We start from the raw sequence: 22,811 nt of genomic DNA, 5'->3' as shown, positions 1-22,811 counted from the left end.
CAAGTAAAAACAATGTTTAGAGCAATGGAAAGCACATGAAAACAGTCTCAGCTCGCCAAGATCAGGGAATTCCTGGTGTTTATGGACTATTATTATTAGATATTGTTTCTCGTTGGGGATATAGCGCAGAGACACTTTTCGCACCCTTTAATTTTACCAGCGAGCAGTTAGCAGATCCTGAGTGTCGGATTCCGACACCACTTGCCAATGAATTGATTAAACACGCATTAAAACTTACAGGTGAAAGCACCTTAGGCTTTCATCTTGGTACACAAATGCGTATCTCCATTCATGGCTTTATTGGTTATGCCATCATGACAGCACACGATATTACCGATGCGCTTGTCTTAGCCAACCGTTTTATCCAGTTGCGTATGCCCTTTCTACAATTGTATTTTTCTACTTTTGGTGAAAAAGCCACACTTCAATTGCAATGTGATATCGAAATCGAACCTTTACGCACGGAAATTGTGATGGGGCTAACCTTTGGTATTATGACCATGGCAAAAGCCTTAACTGGTATTGATTATTTGCATGGCGATATCGATTTTGATTTTCCCAAGCCTGATGGTTTTGACAAATACATCGAGAAACTGGCAAAGCAATACAATATGCGTTTTGAACAGCCACATCTCATTGCAAGTTTTGACAAATCCTACTTGGGCTTAAAAATGGTCAATGCTGACCCGATTGCCAGTCAAATTGCGATTAATCAATGTGAAGCAGAACTTTCAGCTTTGGGTGAAAGGCGCCGCTTGGCAATGCGTGTACGTGATATCTTGACTCATTCGGAACAGCATTATTTAAGTATTGAAAATGTCGCAGATCGTCTGCATATGTCAGACCGTACATTAAAGCGTCAGTTGGCTGCCGAAGGTACTTCTTTCTCTACATTGGTAGATGAAGTACGTTATCGCCATGCCACATCGTTACTTTCCCGTACTGACTATACACTGGAACAAATTGCAGATGAACTCGGTTATAGTGATGTTGCAAACTTTAGTCGTGCATTTAAACGCTGGAGTGGTCGTAGCCCAAGTAGTTGGCGCAAAGACCCATACTTATAATGTGATTTATCACGATTATTTGTTTCGATGAATAAGTTTATCAGTATCTCTGCTTTCTGTTTTGATTAAAAAACCTGTATAACTCGTGCCAAAAATAAATTGATTAATGGAGTCATTATGAATCATCCTTCAGATTTGAAATATGCAGCAACACATGAATGGGTAAAAATTGAAGGTGATCTTGTGATTACTGGTATTTCTGACCATGCTCAAGATGCTTTAGGCGACTTAGTCTACGTTGAAGCGCCTGAAGTGGGTAGCCATGTGGTTGCTGGCGCTCAAGCTGGTGTAGTTGAATCCGTTAAAACAGCATCTGATATTCATGCGCCTGTTTCTGGTGAAGTTGTAGAAGTGAATACTGCCCTTGAAGATGATCCAGATTTTGTGAATGACGACCCGTATGGCAAAGGCTGGATTTATAAGATTAAACCAGACAATATTGCAGATGTTGAAAAGTTACTCAGCAATAGCGAATATGAAGCTGGGCTTTAATTTTTAAAATCCTAATGCTTAAAAATAATGTTTAAACACAAAAAGATCAGATGATTCTGATCTTTTTTTTAAAATTTGATTAAAATTATTTTTTTAAATCAAGGCGAGTAAGAATAGGTCTACTTTCTCCTATAGTATGGCAACCATTAGTCCAACCTTGAATTACAGTTTGGCTATGAAAAGCAGATAAAAGTGCAGCATACACTTCTTTGAATAATGGATGAGTTTTTCTTAATACTACTTGATTTGCTATTTGACATCCCTCACCTGTCGCTACATTAGCTTTCAATTCAATAATTATATCTGTTCCGTTATCATGTACGACTAATCCACTTATTTTTGTGGGTGAGAATGGACTATTTGCAAATACAGAACTGCAAAATAGTAGATTAAAGCAAAATGCTATAAGTATATTTTTCATGTGTTGACCAGTTTTTATATTTTAAATGATTATAACAAGAATGAGCCAATTATCAATTTATACTATAAAATATAATCATATTTTTTTCTGAGTTAAAAAATGAATAAATATGATGAAAAAGTTATTCGGGCTTTTCAAACAGAATCTACCATTAGAGTATATCAAGCTTTTTCTAATGAATTAGCCTCATTAGCAATTAGAAATAAATCACTTAAGGATAATCCTCATTTCAAAATGACTAGAATGACATGGATAAAGCCTTCATTTCTTTGGATGATGTATCGCGCTGGCTGGGGACATAAAGATAATAAGCAACAAAAAATTTTAGCAATAGATATATCAAAAAATGGCTTCGACTGGGCATTAAGTCATAGTTGTTCAAGCCATAAGCCTATAGCAATTAAAGAAGATGAATGGAATATAGTTAAATCCAAAACTCCTGTAAGAATACAATGGGATCCTGAACGGAATTTATTATTAGAACCTTTAAAATACAGAGCTATTCAGATCGGGCTAAGTGGAATTGCAGTTGAACATTACATCAATAAATGGGTAACTGATATCATTGATATAACAGAAGAAGCAAAAGAAATCTCTAATTTAGTAGTAGAGCATAAATTTAAGGAAGCAAACTTATTACTTCCTAATGAAAGTATTTATATTCCAGATCAAACTATTGATGTGGCTAAACTTTAATTCCTAAGATCTTAAATTGTTCATCGGCAAATCCTCTTAGTGTTGGGTCTGGATCATTAAGAAATTGATTCAGATATTCCAAAGCTTTGGGACAAGAAATATTTCTTCCGAATCCAAAGAAAGCCCTTCTTGCAATTGATCTCTCCTCAAAACCTACTAAATATTGGGGTACAAATATTATAGCTTCATATAAAAAATCAATATATTCACAACTCTCTTGCCTAGAAAATGTATCAATAATGTTTTCATGCTCATGGTGCCATTCACTAAAGTATATTTTTTTAATAAAAGAAAATAATTCTGATTCCAGTTTTCTACCATCTCTAAATAAATAACCCATTCCTATCGCCAATGCAAACTCTTCTTTATTGTCATTAGCTAATTTGAATAATTCAGCCCCAAATATTTGATTATCCTCAATATCTAAACCAAGTATTTTTTTAAACCTATATTCACTTATTCTCCCAAAAGCATAATTTTCGATCGCAGTTTTTTGCTCTACACTTAAACTCATAACACAACTCCTAAAATTATCTTGGAACTTCTCTGAATCTTATAATATTTTGATAAAATGAATCTACAAACACTTAGTTAAATTAATTTTTACTTATAAATCGAGTATTAAATGTTAATAATTTTATAATTTATCCAAGGGGTAATAATTTGTAATATCAATTTCATCTAATTCGACTCTTATTTTATCAAAATCAAAATATACATTGAGATAATTGTCTTTAAAACCTGATATCTCAACCAACTTACTTGAACTGGAATAACAAAATTTTATCGTAGATTTAGAAGGTATATCCATGGCTCAATTACCAAGATAATATTACTCTTGGAATTGTTTGTGTAAGAAAAAACATTATATTCCATAATAATCACCCTAAGCCTATTCTTAAAAATTATATTAACTACGTGTTCCATATTCACTTTTCAAAAGTACTAAAACTTTGTTTAATTGTTGAGTAATTTGGCTTTCATCATTCATATATTCACCACCTCCTGGTCTATATGATGCTAAAAATAAAATTGTTTCAGTAATTAATTCATCTTTAATAATTAAATTTTCCAAAAGAACTTCAATCTCTTGAGTGTTTTTTAGTGAGATATCATCTTTGTTAACAAACTTTTCAATTTTATCAATTAATTGATTGTAATCCATATTACTTAACCCACGAATTAACAAATACAGGAATTCAATTTCTAGCCACTTTTATTTAGTTTTCTTAAATTTTTTTTATATTGACTCAATAAACGGTAAAAGCACTAAAAAAAATAAAACAAAAACAGAAGAATAATTAATTTTTTTTACTACCTCCCTGTCTTCAACGTAAGAAAAATAATCACACACAATCACCCATAATATTTTTAAAAAAATAGAAAAAAATATGCTAGTCCAAATTAAAATTCCAGTTACCCAATCATTCTCAACCCTTATAACATATTGACTATATACATAGATAGATACAGGGAATAATAATATTAAAAAAATAGTTATTGATATTAGCATATTCAATATACTGAAAATTCGATTCATTTATCTTAAACCTTGTTTGTAAAGATATTCTGTTAATTGTAGGCTCTGTTGATGACCCTCTTTGATTCTTAGATTCATAACAAAAGCAGTATGTATTATTTCATTTGTGGTAGTACTGTCCTCAATGAGGGATAAACCATTATTTTTGTATAGAATAGACCTTAATTATTCGTAATCAAAAAAAATTTCTACACATGGCAACAATTTATTAATTAATTTACAATATGCTTTTATATTCGCATATTCCATACTAATAAAGGCTATGTATTCATAAAAATACTGTAATAATCCTCTATAATCACTAATGAAATTTTCTTGAATTTTTTAAATTAATCATATACCACCCTATCAATAAGTGTAAATTAAATAATTAATCAATTTTAAAGAAACCTTATTCCACCTAAATATTTTAGAATAAAATATAAAGTTAATTTATCTCTATATTCCTAATTAAATAATTAAAATTTAAATCATGGATGTATTTTACTCCTTCTTATATATTCTCGATCTATTTTATCAATTTTTATTTCAGTAGGTATGTAATTATAAAACTCTTCAATTTTCCAGTTACATGTTTCCAATCTTTCTCTCAAATCCATTGGTAATTCACTAATTCTCAAAATAACCAACACCATTTTCTTCTCAGATAATATTCATATTTTTGACAGTGCACATGGTGGTTCACCAATAAAATAAACTTTTCCATCATTTAAAATTAATAATATACCTTTTACATTTTTATACTCCATGCTACTATATAAAAATTATTGTTATTTTTCATTAACCCATATCCACTTAATATAATAGATAAAAATATTAATATGAGATACATACCGAACACCATTTACTTTATCTTCTTCAAGATTACATTTATAATTGGTAAAAAAATAAAAACATAATAATTAACAAATTTAACATACCTCTTTGAAATAAATATTTCATTTCTAAAAAATATTATTTTTATAATAAATGAAAATAAATAAACAAAACCAGTTAAAATTAAGAAAATCCAAATAATCACTCCTAAAAACCAATCTTTTTCTAGTTTTAAAATAAACTGACTTTTAATATAGCAATATAAAGGATATGTTATTAAGATAAAAGCTAGTGTAGATTTAAAAAAATCTACACTAGCAAATACTATCTTCTTCTTCATCTAAATTTTTCCTATTAAAGTACTCTATTAGATAACCTTAGAACTAAAAAATAAATCTGAAATTTTCAGTTAAGAAAAAGATCATATTATCTTAAGCCTTGTCTATAAAGATATCCTGCTAATTGCAGTCTCTTTTGATGAGCTTTCTTGATTATTAGGCTCATAATAAAATTAACTACTTAAATAAAACCATAATTCACAAACCAATTTTCTAATTTTTTTATTAGTTCATCCGATTTAAAATCTTGAAATTTATATTTTTTTAGTACCTGTGATAACTCTACTAAAAGCGTTTTACAAATTTGAGTGATTCTTTGTTCGAATGTCATATTATTAAATAGATCATAATCCAACATAATATCCATGTACAAGACTTTTTCTTTTTTTGATAATCGTAATCGTTTTTTAAAAACAATTTCAGGTTTACGACACATTAATATAATTACTATTCCATTTAAATCACTACCATAATTCTCAGATGTAATATATTTATTAAATCCATTTGAAGTAATTTGTTGCTTTGCTATTAAAATTCCTGATTCAGAGTCAGTATCAGATAGTAATTGAAATTTAAACATGATTATTTAACACCTTTATTACCAGGAGGGAGCTCACCATAAACTTCTCTATAATTTCGAATATATTGATTTTGAATAGCTTTTCCATCTGCAGGTAGCAATCCTTTCTTACTGATGATTTCCATATCTAATCCCCTACCAGTATTTGCTAGTTCTTTCGTGGAATATCTTGTCGCAGGATGTATAGTTTCGCCTATTTTCCATAATTGCCCAGCTTCTAACCAAACACCGCCCTGTGGTTCTTTAAATCCCCATTTCATTATTGGGTAAAAACCACTTTCAGCTGCCGATAACTGATAAACATAAGTAGGATTATAAAGATTACTAGTACCTGATGTTAACCATAATACAGGTGAAATTGATGCGCCATTTTGTGCTATATTATAATAAGTAAGTTCAGCGGTTGACATTGATGCTAGTCTAGCTGTAAATAGCATAGATCCAAAGCCATACCCAGCAAGAGCAGCATCGCCAATTCCACTTGGTGGGATATTATTAGCATTTGGTGTGTCTGACCTTAGATTATCTATAAGCCATATTCCTAGGACTATAAAAGGTAGCTGTACTGCTCGTCCATTTGGATCATTAAAAGTATAAGTATCATTCCATCCATATTGATAACGGTTGGTCTGTCCATGACCCTTCTCTAAGAAAGTCACAGGATCAGGCTGATAAAATCTTCCTAATACAGGGTTATAGTGACGTTGCTTTAAATAAACCAAATCATCAGCATCTTGAACCCCACCAACAAAAGCATTGGGATTCTTTAAATTGCTTGGTTTCTTATATTGCAGTTGTTGACCAAAAGGCGCGTATTGATAAGACTGACTGACCACGCCCTGTTCATTGATCACTTTTAAGGTTGAACCATCAAAGTTCTGGACATGATATTGAATCCGATCCTTAGCCAGCGTGAGCTGACTAAGAACTAGGAAGAGACTTAATACAATCAATTGAGCTGTTATCAACCAGATCTTATTTGGCTGCATATTGTTATTTTTCATTAGGTCTTTCATTTTTGTTTTCATGATTTATCCCCTTAGTCATCTTCCAAGATCATATCTAAGATTGCAGGCAACCATGCTGCCATATCTTCATCAGGATCAGGCTCACTTGGTTGAATCAGCGGGTCTAAAACACCTTTCGCACCCAATAATTTGTATTCATAACCATCTTTATGACCATCACCATCTGAGTCAGGATTATTTGGATCAGAACCGATAAAGCGTTCGATATAATCAGGTAAACCATCATCATCACTGTCCACATAACTCTCTAACAAGCTATTGATACCAAACTCGGCTCCTTCAAAATCATTCATCAAATCAAAGCCTTTACTGTTGGCATCTGGATAACGTTCTAAAGTTGCAACTAATTTCCCAGTAACATAAACATAGGCTTTGCTATAACCTGATTGATGGTTAATGTCATAAACCAGATTACCTGCTGAATCATAAATATAGTCAGTAATACCATCATCACGAACTGCACGAACACGCAAACCATCTGTATTGTAGATATAACTTTCATTACCATTTTTACTGATACGGTAATAAGCATCATAATCTAAGGCACGGATACCATCATTAGTGACATTCCCCATCGCATCATAGCTAAAGTTATATGCTGAACCACTAACATTCGCTAAGCGTGATGTGCCATTCACATAGTTATAAGTGTAGGAAGCAGGTGCAACCATTTGACTCTTAGAGGTAATATTGACTGAACTAATATCATCATTGTTATATAAATACTGATAACGTGCCTGATCAAGTTCAACCTGTTTCATCAAGCCTGTACCAAAACGGTCAATTGTGGCGTTATAGGTCGCACCACAATGATCACTCATTCTATTGATACGGTTTAATGCATCATAACCATATCCAATATTGAGTACACATTTGTTCAAACTGGTAGAACTTACACCTGTAGGCAAGCCATTGTTTGAGTACGAATACGTCCAAGCTACATCAGCATTTGCTTGTACAGATGTAAGTTGACTCAATATATTGTAGTTAAGCCCTTGAATCACATTAGGTATTGAATAGACTTCACCCAAAGCATTTTGATCTGACAAATTAACAGATTTGCCATTTGGATAAATAATTGAAACCACTTGGTTCAAGTTGTTATAACCAAATGTGGTGGTATAACCATAATTAGCATTATTGGAATTAATATTTTGTGTGAGTGTGATATGTGCTGAATTAGCAGGAGACTTTCACTTGGGATATGCTAGGCAGCTAACCGATAAAAGTTCTCTGCTATTTGATTTGGCGTTTTAAAATCCAAACTCTTTTGAATTCTTCGCTGATTATAAAATAACACAATGTATTTTGTAATATCTGCTTTAGCTTCATCTCTGGTTTTATAGTTGCAATGATGCACTAATTCATTCTTGAGTATGCCCCAGAAACTTTCAATCGGTGCATTATCGTAACAGTCCCCACGTTTGCTCATTGAACCTTGAAAATCACATTTTTCCAGTATCTTTCGATATTCATGGCTGCAATATTGGCTGCCTCTGTCCGAATGAATAATTAAGCCTTTCGTTGGTTTTTGATTACGAATCGCCATAGTCAGTGCATTGCAAACAAGTTGTGCGGTCATACGCTCATTTAAGCTATAGCCAACCACTTGTTTCGTGTACAGGTCTTTTACTGCTGCCAAGTATAACCAACCTTCAGCAGTCCAAATGTATGTAATATCGCTTGACCATGCAAGATTGGGCTTAGTCATTGAAAACTGTTGCTCTAGTAAATTTGCGTAGATCGCTCGATTATGATCACTCTTCGTAGTTCTTTTGAAACGCTTATGACGCTTACAATACAGCTGGTTGAGCTTTTTTATTTGACGTACAGCATACGTACTGATTTTGATACCTTGCGCTTGTAAATGCTTAGTTAATCGAATATAGCCATAGCTTTGTTTAGTTTCCTCATGAGCTATTTTGACCAAAATTGTCTGTTGATTTCGCTGAACCAATCTTTTATTCATGCCTCGTTTTAGCCAATCATAAAATCGTGACACTGAAACGTGAAGTAATCTAGCCATAAAGCTAATCGGGAATAAATATCTTTGCTGTTTCATATAGGCGTACCTTACTGACTTTCTTTCGCAAAGTACGCTGCTGCCTTTTTTAGAAATTCACGTTCCATTTCAGCTGTTTTGAGCTGTTGTTTGAGCTTTTTATTTTCTTCGAGTAAGGCATTTAGATCAGGTGAATATTGTTTAGTGCCTGCTAAGGTGCCAGTCTTTGCTTTATTATTCCAATTTGAAAGAGTTTGCATTGAAATGCCAAGTTGTCTGGCTGTTTCCGATACATTGCCTTGATTGGCTTCAATCAATTTTATTGCTTCAACTTTAAATTCTGCGGTGTAAGTCTTCTGTTTCTTGCTCATGGTAAACTCCTGATGAGTGTCTATAGTTTACCAAGTTAAAACCTCCTGTTTTCTCAGCACACATCAGTGTTACAACACGACCAAAACCATCACGACCATAGCCTTGCGAAGTATTGGCATTATTGGTTGAATTTAAACGCCCTGCTAAGCTATAACCATAATTGGTGGTTACACCACGCCAAGCGCGAGAACGAATCAAATCATTGATTGGATAATATTCAATTGTTTCGACTGAACCATCTTGATGGCTAATGGTTTTAATTCGCCCAGTCGCATCATAACCATAACCCTTTTGCCCATTGATACTATTGTCTTTTTCGGTCGCCAATGTGCCATTACTGTTATAGGTATAACTTTGTGTTGAAGCACCTGAAGCTGCAAAAGTTGGTTTTAACAGACCTAAATTATATTCAGTTGAGGTTGTGAATACAGAACCATCACCACCTTTACGACTGACCAGTGTTTTTAGATTTGCACTAAAATCGCCAGCAGCTAAATAATCAGTTTCAGTGACACCATAAGCATCTGTTGTTAATGCAATAGCACCGTTACGCCCACCACATGATTGATAGCAGTAGTTTACGGTTACGCCATTATCAATTACAGTTTTTGGTCGGTCAAAGACATCATAACTTGTAGAAATCCCCTCACTTGTACTTCCAGTAGATGGATTTGAACTAAAGATTACATTTCCAAAAGCATCATATTTACTTGAATTTACCACCGTCTTATTTGATGTATTTGCAGCAGAATAGATCAGTAAACCATCACCATTATATTTTTCAGTTTTGTTATAACTTGCGCCATTTTGCATTGTTCTTACAATGTTTAAACCATTGTAATCAATAGTTGTATAGCTTAAACCAATAACTGGTGTTTCAATTTTTAAACGACCTGCATCGTCATATTGGTTTTGTGAACGAACACCATCTGCATCTGTATGGAAAATAATATTACCAAAGTCATCGATCACATTGGTTTCTAGGCCACCATTGGCTAAACGGATATTGGCTGGTACACCTTTTTTATAGGCAGAGTATTGAGTAATTTGTTGACCATTGCCCACATCAACTTCCATTGGTAAGCCTGTGTGTTTATCTCCTGCAACATAGCTTGAAAAACAACTAGCAAATTTTGACCAAGCAAAATCAGCAAGGTTACCTAAACATGAACTAAATGAAACAGTTTCATATTTAAATTTGGTGATACGTCCTTCTTTGCTCTCCTTCGTGATTGCACCTTGAGCATCATATTCAAGAGATTGTGTAGTGTAGTATCCTGAAGCCTTTTCACGAGGTAAACCTATAATCCATGGTAAACTACCATCATTAACTGAAGCATTTGTAGGGTCTGCATTAAAATAAGCAATATACGTAACTGGTAACGAAATTGAGCGAGAGCCATTTAAACCTGTAAATTCAGTTACTTGTGGATTACCATATTGATCAAATTTACTATAAATTGTGCTATATGTACCATGATGATTAATCGTTTTGAAATATAACCTAACAAATAACACATCTTCATAATCAGTATAGTTATCGCTGGTTATTTTTGGCTTCTGTCCAATAGTGTTTAATGTTGTCCAATTATAGGATTCTGTACGTGCATCAATTGTTACTTTTTTAAGTAGTCCATGTTGAAAACTTTCAGCACTACCACCTTCAAAAGCATTCATGACATAGACATATACTTTAGATAAACCTGTAGCATTGTCCTTGGTTGTTACTGTTGTTGTTTGTTCTTTGTTATCTTTATTTCGACCGTAGTTATAGATAATTTGTAATGGATTAACATCTACGCCTGTATAGCTAGAACTGTTTACTTTAAATGATTTAGTTTCAACAAAGCCTGGACGAGACTCGTTAAATAGATAGTACGACCAACCAACAGATTTCGCATTTACAAGACCATTTGAGGAGCCTTTAAAATATTTAATCCCAGTCAAATCACTATAAAACCACATATAGCCTTGTGAAGTAACACCATTAACAGACTTAGGATGGTTTCCTACGATTCGATACGGTCCACCATAATCATATGTAATCGCATCTCCACTTACATCACCAACAGTTCTCAAATAGACACTTGCAGCTTGTTTATTTTGAACCTGACTAACAGTATTGGTACTACCTGGAATAGTGTCATTATTTAGATAGTTACTGTTACTCCCTTGATAATATACATAGGCTTTCCATACTAAATATTTATTATTTATGTATCGGTTAATTTTAGTTAAAACCACGTCACCTTCGAAATTAGAAAAATCATTTTTATTTTCTGTAACTATTGATCCATTTTTATATTTAGCATATGACAATACCACTTCATCATTGTCTGATATATCTTTCCCATCAAGTTGATGCTTAATACTTTCTAAAAATAATTTAGATGAATTATTATAGCCTTGATAGGTTTGATTGGTATTTTCCATCTTATGATAATTCATGAGATAGGATTCACCAAACTGATTTTCTACTTTTGAGGCATAAATGCTTACACGTCCAGCAATATATTGACTTGCAAATACAGTTGGAAAGCCTGTTTGGTTTTCTCTATTTTGACTAGGAAATAAATAATTAGACCCATTCGGAGCTCGTACTCTAAAATCATTTCCACCATTTTCACATGAAATAAACCAGTTATCTTGTGAGATATAACGAGCTGATTGAGGATAACCAGCTACATTACTTTTAATTGGATAGAATGTAATATTTTTTTGACCAGGAAGATACAGTGTAATTGGTCTTTGGCGAGTGTCCACCTGTGAATATAAAGAAAAATCCGTTCTAGATGTATAAGTTCTTGAGTAATCCCACTTTATTGAATCAACAACACCATAGCCATTCCATTTTTTCTCAAGTAGAGCCAATAATGTATTTGCATATGCATTTGTATTTACAGAAGTAATAAATCCAGCCATATTGACTGGCCTACCATTCCCATCTTTTAAAACCACAGGTGAATTAGAACCCTTAATATAGAAACTAATATCAATATTTTGCATTCCTAGTAAACTACTACTAAAATTTTCAACTAATTCTTTAGCAAATACATCATAGTTATTTGAGTTTTTATAAATCTCCTTTACACCATAATTAGTTCTAATAGATACTTTAATTATTTTATTATTTTCAAGAGCAGTTTTATACGTAAACAATGAAATATTTAAATTAGTAACTAACGCATTAATTACAGCTTCATTGTCTTTTTTATTTTCAGATAACAATAAGTTACTATAAGTTTGTAGCGCATCTGGAACAGTAGTATTCATCCCAGGTATTCCACCTAAGGGGTTGTAAGGAATTCTGGTGTCAATTTGGAATGCTAATCCAACATTTTCATTTGATCGCGGATCAACATTTCTTTGTGCTGCTGTAGATACTGCAATCGCATAAGCTAAATTTTTAAAATAATTCGCATTAGCTAATGATAAAAAATCTTCTCTAGTTTCATTTTTATATCCGCTATCAATAATATTCGTATCGTAGATAGGATTTCCAAAACTATTATTGCCAGTTTTGGCATCTCCATTGGCTATGCATACACCAGCTCCGCCATCGCCTTGAAGTTTTGTAGATGCCCCTGTCATCATCACCAATCTTGGTGACTCTAGCTCCCAGTTCCCCATAGAGCGAAAACCATTATTTACTTTTCCATAAGAACGAGACAGAGTAAAATTCAGACCTCTCTCACCTTTTAATGTGACTTCAGGTACATCATAAACAAGGTTACCACTCATTAAATCGACATAACCATTGGGTGTTTTTTCTTGTCCTGTATCGCCTACACTTTGATCTGATGGAAAAGATGTCATTGCAACAGACCAATCTATTGCTCCAGCATAAAGTATTGAACTAAATAGGCTTAAAACAAAACTCATTATTATTCTCATGAGCGATATCCTTTTTTATTTATCTATTTAATTACCTATTTGCGTTGCAAAATAACTGATTGAATATCTTCACCGTCAGGCCATCTTGTACATACATTCGCTCCTTCTACACCTACATTTCTATTTGATGCTTGTGCCAACATTAACATTGCTAATTGCCGCTTTCCCGTTGCACTATTTTCATTTTTTATCATCATATAACTTGTGTTTTTAGCACAATCCGGGATATTACTTGATCGACTACCGCTAAAATAAATATAAATGAGTCCATCCGAGTCACGTACTACAATTGATTCAACTTTTCCTGTGTAGTCACTGGCTAAAACATTTCCAGCAAACACTAGTTGAGACATCAACAAAACAAAGAACACTACTTTTTTCATTTTTAACCCTATTTACTTTTTTTAATAAGTTGTATATAAAAAATACATATTTTTAAGAAAAAATACAAGTTCAACACAAAATATTCACAATTCATCATGAGAGTGGAGAAAAATGTTAAGAAAAATCACAATTGTTCTTATTTTAATGACAGCAAATACTTCTTTATATGCTGCTGAGAATATTACATATCGGAAAATTACTACCATTGGTTGCCATCATGTAGACGGAACATGTTATGCAAGTTTGTCAGGGGAGCCTTTTGGTAACACTTTGTCTTGTCCATATAAAAATGTAAATCAATTCCGTTTTGACGCTAGCACTACAAATGGAAAAAGAACATATGCCTCGCTTTACGCAGCTTATTTAAGTAAGAAATTTGTAGATGTTTATTTAGATGGATGTTCCTCAGATGGTAGGCCATCTATCGTTTGGTTTCATATTTATTAATTTAGCAAGGTATACTTATGAAAATTATAATTATTTTTATTAGTTCATTTTTCTGTAATCAGTGTTTTGCTCAAGTAGATTGTGGACCATATAAAGTAATGCAAATTCAAACACAAGAAACTGATTTATTAGCATTGCTTAAATCTTCAAGTGGTCGAGAATCTTGGAAACAGATTGGCTCATGGTCAAAACCATCAACGAAGCCATACTTAGGTATCCTAATGCAAGCATATGCGATGAAAAAGAATATAACTTTGCGTTATATACAGGACAATTATAATTGTGAAGAAACTGATTATGTAACTGTACCATGGATGGTAAGAATGTGGTAATTCAAGAAATTTTTATACTTTGACATCATTTATCACAGCACCAAGGGTTTCTTCTTATAAACTAATTTTATTGAATTTAATTCAGAGGTGATACTAATGAAAAAAATTATTTTTTTAATACTTATTTTGATTAATCAATCCATCTTTGCTGCAAGCTGTACTGGAAGAGTGAGTGGTGTATCTATAAATCCGAAAACTGGTGGACTTTTAGCTAACACTGTAGGTGGTTTAAATAGTCCTGTATTATGTAGTACATCAACAACTTGGAATGAAATCCCCCCATCGAATTGTAGTAAATTGTTTGCTGTATTACTTACTGCTCAAATTACTAAAAAAACTGTAACATTGATTTTTTCTGGTCCCCAGAGATGCTCTGATTTCCAACCATGGGCTTTGGCTGAAGGGTTTTATCACTATATTTTAAATGATTAATTAGCTATGGATTGCTAAATTCAAAAATTAATTTTTAAAATTATGGGAACTGAAACATGAAAAAAATTCTATTACTTTCAGTGTTATTAACTCAGCAAATTTTTGCAGCTGAGACATATGTATATGGAAATATGACATCTATCACAAGTGTTTCGGAAGGATTACTCATTCGGCTTGAATCAGGAAACCTTCCAACTGTTTGTAATGGCACTCCTTATGGTTGGATGCTTATTCCTCAAACAAGTAAGGTTATTCTTGCTGTGACTTTGGCGCAGTGGTATCAAAAAAAGAGAGCTGTAGAAGTGTATGTTGAATCATATTCTGGCAATGGCTACTGTAAAGTGATTCAAGTACAACCAAAATAACAAACTTTAACCTTTATCCCATCATATCAAAATATGATGGGATTTTTTATAAAGGACTATTTCAAAATTATAAAGACACAATTTGATATTGTGTTTTACGCTGTCTGCAACAACTCCTGTTTCGAAAGTTGCTCCGCAACATCCAACAACAATTGCTCCGTCTTATTCCAACCCAAACAACCGTCTGTAACAGATTGACCATAAGTCATATCACAAGAAATTTTTTGATTACCATCCACCAAATGACTTTCTAACATTACACCACGTACATGGGTCACATGTCTTTCTTCAATGATTTGCTGCAAAACCAACGGTTGCTTTAAAGGATCTTTACTGCTGTTACCGTGACTACAATCAATCAGCAATGCGGGTAATTTCCCTTGATGCTGTTGGCGGATCTGCTGAATCGATTCTGCATCATAGTTTGTGCCCTTATTTGAACCACGTAAAATGATGTGTGCTAAAGGATTACCATGACTATGCACAATACAAGGCAATCCCTTTTGACCCATGGCTAGAAACTGATGAGGATGACTTGCAGATTGGATTGCATCTAAAGCAATTTGAATCGAGCCATCTGTCCCATTTTTAAAGCCAATACTAAAAGGCATATGACTTGAAATTTCACGATGAATTTGTGATTCACTGGTCCGTGCACCAATTGCACCCCAAGTCAATAAATCATCAAAATATGCAGTTGCCATAGGACTTAAAATTTCGCTGGCGATCGGCAAGCCTTTTTCAATAATTTGTAAATATAATTGACGTGATTTTTCTAAACCCAATTGCATATTGGCAGATCCATCTAAATTTGGATCGTATAAAAACCCTTTCCAGCCCACTGTTGTACGTGGCTTTTCAATATATGCACGCATCACTAGAAAGATCTGATCTGACACTTTTTCTTGTAATTGTATTAAGCGATCTGCGTATTCCAATGCGGATTTTTCATCATGAATAGAACATGGGCCAGTAATCACCAACAGACGATCATCTGTACCATCGAGAATATTTTCAATTGTTTGGCGTTGCTCAGCAATTTGTAAAGCAAGCTTATGTTTTAATGCAAATTTTTCTTTTAACTCATAAGGCAAACTGAGTTGAGTTTCTATGGTTTGATTTTGTTGTAAAGCAATATTTAGTGCATTCATGATGTATTCCTTTGGACTCTTACAAAGTCCGAACTTTTATTTGAGCGTATGGGATCTATTCAAATGGGCGATCAGGTTTTTCACTTGACCAAAGTAAGTCCAATAAAAGTTGCTAAAGTATACGTAGTTAAATTTCATCATGACATTCTCCAAAATCTTTACACTTAATTGATTCAAAATATTTTTAACATTCAGATATAAAAAAACCTGATCGGTGTTGCCGATCAGGTATTAACTTTGATGGGCAACCAATTCATTGCCCGAACGACTTCAGGCAATTATCTAAAGAATTGCCAGAAATAATAAGAAGTAGCGATTACAGGTTGCTTTTTCATCTTTATGTCGTTCATAAAAATCTATATTGAATTTACAATACCTGTAGTCTGTAGACTTTTCAAGCCCTTTTTTAAAGTTTTTCTATATTTTATGTATGGAATACAAATGATTGAGTTAAGGCACAATTTAACTCAATCAATAGTGTTGATCCAAAGCCCCTTACTGCAACATTTCTTGCACTTGTTCAGCACAAATTGCTTGGCTAAATAAGAAACCTTGGCCAAATTTACAGCCCACGGCTCTTAAATTTTCAAGCTGCTGAATCGTTTCAATCCCTTCTGCAATAATATCTAAAGAAAGGATTGGACCTAATTTTGCAATCCCTTCCACGATCGCTTTAATTGACTTTTCTTCATGCATACGATTTACAAAGTTGTAGTCAATTTTTAAACTATCTACAGGGTAATCACGAATATGCGTCATCGATGAATGCCCTGTTCCAAAGTCATCTAAGGCAATCCGCACGCCTTCTTGTTTAAGTTTTTTTAACGCGCGAATGACATATTCATATCCACGATCAGCCAAAACATGTTCAGTAATCTCGACTTCAACAAGATGATGTGGAATGGCATACTGGGTTAAGCGCTTTAATAAAATTTCAGCATAATTATCCCGCATAAACTCTACAGGTGAGGCATTGATTGAAATCGGTACAACGTTAAAGCCTTGCTTGATCCAATGAGAAATATCTGTAAATATTTTATCGTGCATGGTTTCGCTGATTTTGGTCGCTAACTCAAAATCATTAAATGCTTCAGCAACAGTCGCAGGTAAATAAACATTGCCCTCTACATCTCGCCATCTGAGTAAAGCTTCAAAACCAATAATTGAGCAATCATCCAGTTTCACTTTAGGTTGGTAAAATGGTTCAATTTGATTGTTACGGATAATTTGGCGCGCTGTATTTAATTGCTTGGCTTTACTTTGGGCAATTTCAAACATGTCTACACCAAACATACGAATTCCACCACGACCCCGTTCTTTAAGGTCATTTAAAGCAGCATCTGCACATTTCAACAATCCTGAACCATCTTTGGCATCATGCGGATAAATTGAACCGCCGATACTCATACCACCATTCAGCAATTTACCGCTATAAGTAATAGGCGCATCGAGTTGTTGTAATAATTTTTTGGAAACAGCCTCAATCTGTGCATGACTTTCCACATGGTCAATCACCACCGCAAACTCATCACCTCCGAGTCTTGAGATATAGGCATTTTCATCTAAACAATGCGCAAGGCGTTTAGATAAAACCTTAAGTAAATGATCACCAGCAGAATGACCTAATGTGTCATTAATATGTTTAAAATGATCTAAATCAATCAATAATAATCCAATTTTGCTTCGGTTTTCTCTGGCTTTAGAGATTGATGCCTTTAATCTTCTTTTAAATGCACGACGATTCATCAAACTCGTCATTTCATCAAATTCACAGATCACTCTGAGTTTTTCTTCGGCAATACGTTGTTTGGTTATATCTCGTGAAACACATAAAATACTGGTGGTTTGACCATTTTCATTGACAACTGGGGTTAAAATATTGTCCCAATACATGGTTAAATTACCAAAGACACTTTTACCTGCAAATCTGGCGTTTTTGCCTTTTGCCGCTTCTTTAATGGCTTTTTTACCCTGTTCACGCACTTCTGCTGGTAATAGTCCGAGCCATTCCATACCAAAAGTTTTTACTTTTTCTTGTCCTAGTAATGCAATACAACCAGATTTGTTCATATGTGACACATAACCATCTGGTGTAATAATTTTGATACAGTCGACACTGACATCAAGCATATCTGTATTGGCTTTTAGTGACTCACTGGTTTCACGTAATAACGTTGCACGTTCATGAATATTGGTGCAGGTTATAGTCCAATCAAAAAACTGTTGTTTATAAACCGTACTTTGAGCAATCAGTAAAAACCATTGATAGTCGCCATTCACATGACGGATACGACATTCTTTTTCAAAACGCTGACCCGTTTTCTGCGCTGTTATCCAAATATTATAGATATGTTCTGCATCATCAGGATGTAAGCATTTAATCCAATCGGAATCGCAAATATTGTGCGTATCTACACCAATAAATTCTTTTAATGGGGTATTACAATAGCCAATCCCCAATTTTGTCACCCAAATAAGGTGTGGTATCAGATCTAAAGCTTCTTTGACTTCATTCAAAATTTGTGCAGATCGAGGAGTTATAGACTTTGGAAATGAATCCACCTGATTCAAACTCGAATGCAAAGGTAAATAAATGCCTGCCATAAATTAATCCTATCTATCAACGCAAAATTAAGATAAACCATTGTTCAAACTTATATGTATTTTAAATAACCACAGCTTCTTGTATAACCCAAGTGTCGAGTCGTTATTTTTTTAAAAAAACCATGTGATATAAGTCACACTTTAACCAATAAGTTTAAATTGTATACAATAATGTTTATAAAATCTATTCTTTTAAGTTTTTAGGTATGTTTCAAATTTATGACAAACCTATATTTATTTAAATTATCTTTAAATATCAACCTGATAAATAAATTTTATATTTTGTAATATGAGAAAAAATCCCCCTATTATGATTTATTCTAAAGAGACTCAATTCCATGATTGAGTTCTGCACTTATTTACAATAATCTTAACAATATTCATAAAAAAATCAATCATTGCGTAATTTTCAAGCATATTAAAGAAAATTATTTTAAAAAACTAAATAAATAATCATCGTGATTAAATCGAATAATTATTGAACAAAAATTTAAATCATTATCATTTAATAAATACATTTTAATTTAAGCAATTTACCTAAAATAATTTAAAGGTAATTTTAAATAACGAATACCATTTATTTCAGGCTCAGGAAATTGACCTGCATTCATATTGATTTGAATGGCTGGAAGGATCAATTTCGGCATAGCCAATGTAGCATCACGCTGTTCCCGCATCGTAATAAAGGCTTGTTTAGTCACCCCTGTATGGATATGGATGTTTTCTTCACGTTGGCTCTTAATGTCTGTTTGGCAATGATAATCTAGGCGTGATTCAGACAGGTAATCATGGCATAAATATAACCGAGTATGCTCTGCTAAGTTAAAAATTTTCATTACAGAATCATAAAGTTGTGCCGCACTGCCCTTTGGAAAATCACAACGCGCTGTGCCATAATCAGGCATAAACAAAGTATCACCAACAAAGGCGGCATCACCAATCACATAGGTCAAACAAGCTGGGGTATGACCAGGCGTAGGGAGATTATATGCCTCTAACTCACCAATCTTAAAAATCTCATGATCTTTAAATAAATAATTAAAGGAATGTTGTGCTTTTAAAACCTGATAATCAAAATTATAAATTTGACTAAAAATATCTTGAACAGTCACAATTTTTTCACTTATGGCGATTTGACCACCTAACTGTTCTTTTAAATATTGTGATGCTGTTAAATGATCTGCATGTACATGTGTTTCAAGAATCCACTGCACTGTAAGATGATGTTTTTGAATATACTGAATAATATGGTCTGCATGTGTTGTCGATGTTGTTGCAGATGCCGCATCATAATCCAATACACTGTCAATAATGGCACAATATTGAGTAGCAAGATCCACCACTACATAACTAAAGGTATTACTGGCTTCATCAAAAAAATCTTGTACAAATGGATTCATAAAAAATTATGCTCCTGTCACTTTGCGATGAATCAATACGCCAAACAGCATGGCAACAATAAAATATAAGGCTTGATAATAACCTAAACCAATCAATGTAAATGCGGGTGCTGGACAAATTCCAGCTATTCCCCAACCTATACCAAAAATGAAAGCGCCTGCAATTAACTTTGTATCGAGTTGGGTATTTTTTGGTAATTCGATCACTTCATTAAACACAGTCACAGGATCACGTATCGCTTTTTGAAAAGGAATAAATGCGACTACAATTGCGCCGATCATCACAAAAGCCAGACTTGGATCCCACTGACCAAATATATCTAGAAAACCGATGACTTTTGCTGGATTCGACATCCCCGAGAGCATTAAACCTACAGAAAATAGCCCACCAAAGATAAATGCAAAGATATTTTTCATGATTAAGCTCCAATCACATGGCGCATCACATACACCGTAATAAACCCAGCCAGCATAAAGGTACAGGTTGCGACAATTGAACGCTTAGACAAACGACTTATCCCACAAATTCCATGACCACTGGTACAGCCTGATCCTAATCGTGTGCCAAAGCCTACCAATAGACCTGCGATGACAAGTAAAATTGGGCTTGTCGTTAGCATCACGATTTCAGGATTAAAAATCACTCCATAGATAAATGGTATGCTGAATAAGCCCAATAAAAACCACAAAGCAGGTGTTTTAAAAATTCTGTGTGGATTGAGGACTTGTGCAATTAGACCACTTACCCCAGCAACACGACCATTTACAAATAAGTAGCCAACTACAGCCAGCCCAAGTAGGACTCCCCCCAAAAAGGCCAGTATAAAATCATGCATTGCTTTAAATCCATACAATATATGTTTTAATAATATATAATTATTTAAATTAATCAACCTCATCTTCAGATAAGGATATATAGAAATATGCAAATCAAAGTCATAACTGCAAATACAATCTCTATATGATTTGCTACAGGATTGCACAGCCTAATTTTTAATTTTGATTTAAATCTCTGCATAGATTTATTCATATTTATAATTAACAATCAATAGCTTATAATTTATTTTAATTTTTAATATTTTACCAATAGACTTCGTTTATCAGTCCTTTTTAAAACTATAAATCAACATAAAATCCCCTCATTCTTGCCTTATTCCAAAGTAAGAAGAAATTTTTAATACCAATATGTTTCACTCAACATGATCTTTTTTTGCTTTATCAAACAGATCTAATCTTAAAATTAATTAAATTCACTCAATACTTTGTCTACAAACCATTTAGGGAAATGCTCTACAACAGGATTTAGTTTTAGTACTTCAGCCTTTTCAATCTCTGCAATAAAAGCTGCTTTTTCACCGTGACTTGAATTATCAAAAATATATGCACGATCTGAGGCTTCAATTGCCAACATCAATAAATCTAAACTACGGTAATAGCGCTCACAGATTTTCTGCACTGGTACAGCATGACCACCTGTAGCGACCCGATATTGCACACGTCCAATATTAATTTTTGGGTCAACGGTTGCCACATAGTACAGATACGTTTTAAAGCCTTGTTTCTGGGCTTCACGTAGAAACTCTACTTTGCTGATATGCGACATCACAGTTTCAAAAGTGAAACTCATTTTTAACCTTAAAAATTCCATCCGAATAAAATCGATAATGCGTGCGCAAAGATAGGAGTCGATTTCATCTCGGTTAAATATAATGAGTCCATCCACAATTTGTGGTTTTGAGGATAATAGCGGCACGACTTGGTCATTCTTTTTACGTTTTTTTTGTTTTAAAAATTTCAGTAACGCTGCGCTAGATAAATCATGATGATAATCATCTAAGCACAAACTTTGAGTCGCAGATAATTGTTTTTCAAGCTCATCTGCATTTAAATATGCCCCAATCTGATGGGGCGCTAAATAGTCTTTAATTGTGCTTTTACCTGATCCGTTTGGACCAGCAAACATTCTTATTCTCGGCTGTCGCATATAAAATTATGCCATCACCTCTTGTTTCTTTTTACGTTTTAACACACTGTGTTTAAGCTTGGGAACCACATAGGCAGAAGATAAATCTTCAACAACTTTGATTTCACCATTGCTTTGTTGAACCAGTTGTTGATCTTTTACATAAGTGATTGTAGCGTTTGACTGACTTGCATGATTAAATGCCGCACTAAACGCATCGATAGCAAGCACTGGAATCGTTGCTTCCTCACGTAATGTCGTCTTCATTGCTGTAAATGTCGTCATGTCAAATATCCTTAGCTTGATTTTTAGCTGTAGTTACATCTTAACATATCACTTATTTTTGTCTATTTATTCAACTGTAAACAGAGAAAATCTAGTTCTGTAGAAAGTTAAAACAGAATGTGAAGATATATTCACAAAATTGATTTAGAAATTCATCAAAAAACATAAGCTAAAAGCCATACGACATGCACTGACACAGTTA

General features: G+C 33.6%; 22 protein-coding genes and 1 pseudogene. 7 read left to right on the top strand and 16 right to left on the bottom strand.

The window, feature by feature from the left end:
- Positions 1–35 precede the first annotated feature (35 nt).
- Positions 36–1,067, top strand: coding sequence for an AraC family transcriptional regulator (locus tag PYV58_RS10655; RefSeq protein WP_004720255.1), 1,032 nt, complete (start codon positions 36–38; stop codon positions 1,065–1,067).
- A 117-nt stretch (positions 1,068–1,184) separates the two neighbouring features.
- A complete protein-coding gene (gene gcvH, locus PYV58_RS10650; protein WP_004720254.1) occupies positions 1,185–1,559 on the top strand; it encodes a glycine cleavage system protein GcvH in 375 nt (124 codons plus the stop codon).
- A gap of 85 nt (positions 1,560–1,644) precedes the next feature.
- On the opposite strand, the gene PYV58_RS10645 is transcribed toward gcvH, so the two are convergent.
- Entirely contained in the window at positions 1,645–1,980 is a 336-nt protein-coding gene (locus PYV58_RS10645) for a hypothetical protein (RefSeq protein ID WP_034616570.1), read from the bottom strand.
- A gap of 99 nt (positions 1,981–2,079) precedes the next feature.
- Here PYV58_RS10645 and PYV58_RS10640 point away from each other — a divergent pair, with 99 nt between their 5' ends.
- Positions 2,080–2,676, top strand: coding sequence for a DUF4291 domain-containing protein (locus PYV58_RS10640; RefSeq protein WP_034616566.1), 597 nt, complete (start codon positions 2,080–2,082; stop codon positions 2,674–2,676).
- Here the strand turns inward: PYV58_RS10640 and PYV58_RS10635 are convergent.
- From PYV58_RS10635 to PYV58_RS10600, 8 genes and pseudogenes are all read right to left on the bottom strand, one after another.
- Entirely contained in the window at positions 2,666–3,190 is a 525-nt protein-coding gene (locus PYV58_RS10635) for a hypothetical protein (RefSeq protein ID WP_034616563.1), read from the bottom strand. The genes PYV58_RS10640 and PYV58_RS10635 overlap by 11 nt on opposite strands.
- Positions 3,191–3,586: 396 nt before the next feature.
- Positions 3,587–3,841, bottom strand: a complete 255-nt coding sequence (locus tag PYV58_RS10630; RefSeq protein ID WP_034616561.1) for a hypothetical protein — start codon at positions 3,839–3,841, stop codon at positions 3,587–3,589.
- Positions 3,842–5,551: 1,710 nt separating this feature from the next.
- Positions 5,552–5,950 carry a hypothetical protein gene (locus PYV58_RS10625; protein ID WP_034616555.1) on the bottom strand — a complete coding sequence of 133 codons (399 nt, stop codon included), beginning with the start codon at positions 5,948–5,950 and terminating at the stop codon, positions 5,552–5,554.
- Positions 5,951–5,952: 2 nt separating this feature from the next.
- Positions 5,953–6,954, bottom strand: a complete 1,002-nt coding sequence (locus tag PYV58_RS10620) for an RHS repeat-associated core domain-containing protein (protein WP_227504267.1) — start codon at positions 6,952–6,954, stop codon at positions 5,953–5,955.
- A gap of 35 nt (positions 6,955–6,989) precedes the next feature.
- Positions 6,990–8,147 (bottom strand): annotated as a pseudogene (locus tag PYV58_RS10615) (hypothetical protein); the annotation flags it as partial.
- A gap of 38 nt (positions 8,148–8,185) precedes the next feature.
- Positions 8,186–9,351, bottom strand: a protein-coding gene (locus PYV58_RS10610; RefSeq protein WP_085947552.1) for an IS3-like element ISAba21 family transposase whose coding sequence is annotated in 2 segments (ribosomal slippage) — positions 8,186–9,093 and positions 9,093–9,351 — 1,167 coding nt in all. Because the reading frame shifts where the segments join, the coding sequence is not laid out codon by codon here.
- On the bottom strand, positions 9,314–13,246 hold the full coding sequence (locus PYV58_RS10605) for an RHS repeat protein (protein ID WP_275059825.1): 3,933 nt from the start codon (positions 13,244–13,246) through the stop codon (positions 9,314–9,316). Before PYV58_RS10605 ends, PYV58_RS10610 begins: the two co-directional genes overlap by 38 nt.
- Before the next feature lie 35 nt (positions 13,247–13,281).
- Positions 13,282–13,629, bottom strand: a complete 348-nt coding sequence (locus PYV58_RS10600; RefSeq protein WP_034616551.1) for a hypothetical protein — start codon at positions 13,627–13,629, stop codon at positions 13,282–13,284.
- 112 nt (positions 13,630–13,741) lie between these two features.
- Between PYV58_RS10600 and PYV58_RS10595 the strand changes: the two genes are divergently transcribed.
- From PYV58_RS10595 to PYV58_RS10580, 4 genes are all read left to right on the top strand, one after another.
- Positions 13,742–14,077, top strand: coding sequence for a hypothetical protein (locus tag PYV58_RS10595; protein ID WP_034616549.1), 336 nt, complete (start codon positions 13,742–13,744; stop codon positions 14,075–14,077).
- 17 nt (positions 14,078–14,094) lie between these two features.
- Positions 14,095–14,409, top strand: coding sequence for a hypothetical protein (locus PYV58_RS10590; RefSeq protein WP_034616546.1), 315 nt, complete (start codon positions 14,095–14,097; stop codon positions 14,407–14,409).
- A 96-nt stretch (positions 14,410–14,505) separates the two neighbouring features.
- Positions 14,506–14,841 (top strand): hypothetical protein, encoded by a 336-nt coding sequence (locus PYV58_RS10585; protein WP_034616543.1) that lies wholly within the window; start codon positions 14,506–14,508, stop codon positions 14,839–14,841.
- 56 nt (positions 14,842–14,897) lie between these two features.
- The gene (locus tag PYV58_RS10580; protein WP_034616540.1) at positions 14,898–15,206 is read left to right on the top strand and encodes a hypothetical protein; all 309 of its coding nucleotides are present in this window, start codon (positions 14,898–14,900) and stop codon (positions 15,204–15,206) included.
- 95 nt (positions 15,207–15,301) lie between these two features.
- Here PYV58_RS10580 and PYV58_RS10575 read toward each other — a convergent pair whose 3' ends face one another.
- The 7 genes from PYV58_RS10575 to PYV58_RS10545 form a co-directional block, all read right to left on the bottom strand.
- Positions 15,302–16,357 carry a 3-deoxy-7-phosphoheptulonate synthase gene (locus PYV58_RS10575; RefSeq protein ID WP_034616537.1) on the bottom strand — a complete coding sequence of 352 codons (1,056 nt, stop codon included), beginning with the start codon at positions 16,355–16,357 and terminating at the stop codon, positions 15,302–15,304.
- A gap of 495 nt (positions 16,358–16,852) precedes the next feature.
- The gene (locus tag PYV58_RS10570) at positions 16,853–18,961 is read right to left on the bottom strand and encodes a bifunctional diguanylate cyclase/phosphodiesterase (RefSeq protein WP_034616534.1); all 2,109 of its coding nucleotides are present in this window, start codon (positions 18,959–18,961) and stop codon (positions 16,853–16,855) included.
- 533 nt (positions 18,962–19,494) lie between these two features.
- The gene (locus PYV58_RS10565; RefSeq protein ID WP_034616531.1) at positions 19,495–20,361 is read right to left on the bottom strand and encodes an MBL fold metallo-hydrolase; all 867 of its coding nucleotides are present in this window, start codon (positions 20,359–20,361) and stop codon (positions 19,495–19,497) included.
- 6 nt (positions 20,362–20,367) lie between these two features.
- Positions 20,368–20,778: a DUF6691 family protein gene (locus tag PYV58_RS10560; RefSeq protein ID WP_034616528.1), complete on the bottom strand. Its 411-nt coding sequence runs from the start codon at positions 20,776–20,778 to the stop codon at positions 20,368–20,370.
- 2 nt (positions 20,779–20,780) lie between these two features.
- Positions 20,781–21,197 (bottom strand): YeeE/YedE family protein, encoded by a 417-nt coding sequence (locus PYV58_RS10555; protein WP_034616526.1) that lies wholly within the window; start codon positions 21,195–21,197, stop codon positions 20,781–20,783.
- A gap of 404 nt (positions 21,198–21,601) precedes the next feature.
- On the bottom strand, positions 21,602–22,345 hold the full coding sequence (locus PYV58_RS10550) for a zeta toxin (protein ID WP_034616794.1): 744 nt from the start codon (positions 22,343–22,345) through the stop codon (positions 21,602–21,604).
- A 6-nt stretch (positions 22,346–22,351) separates the two neighbouring features.
- Positions 22,352–22,609, bottom strand: a complete 258-nt coding sequence (locus tag PYV58_RS10545) for a hypothetical protein (RefSeq protein WP_004821745.1) — start codon at positions 22,607–22,609, stop codon at positions 22,352–22,354.
- Positions 22,610–22,811: the final 202 nt, after the last annotated feature.

The sequence above is a fragment of the Acinetobacter sp. TAC-1 genome, from assembly GCF_029025845.1.
Classification (GTDB): Bacteria; Pseudomonadota; Gammaproteobacteria; order Pseudomonadales; family Moraxellaceae; genus Acinetobacter; species Acinetobacter guillouiae.
This window is presented reverse-complemented; position numbering and strand designations above follow the sequence as displayed.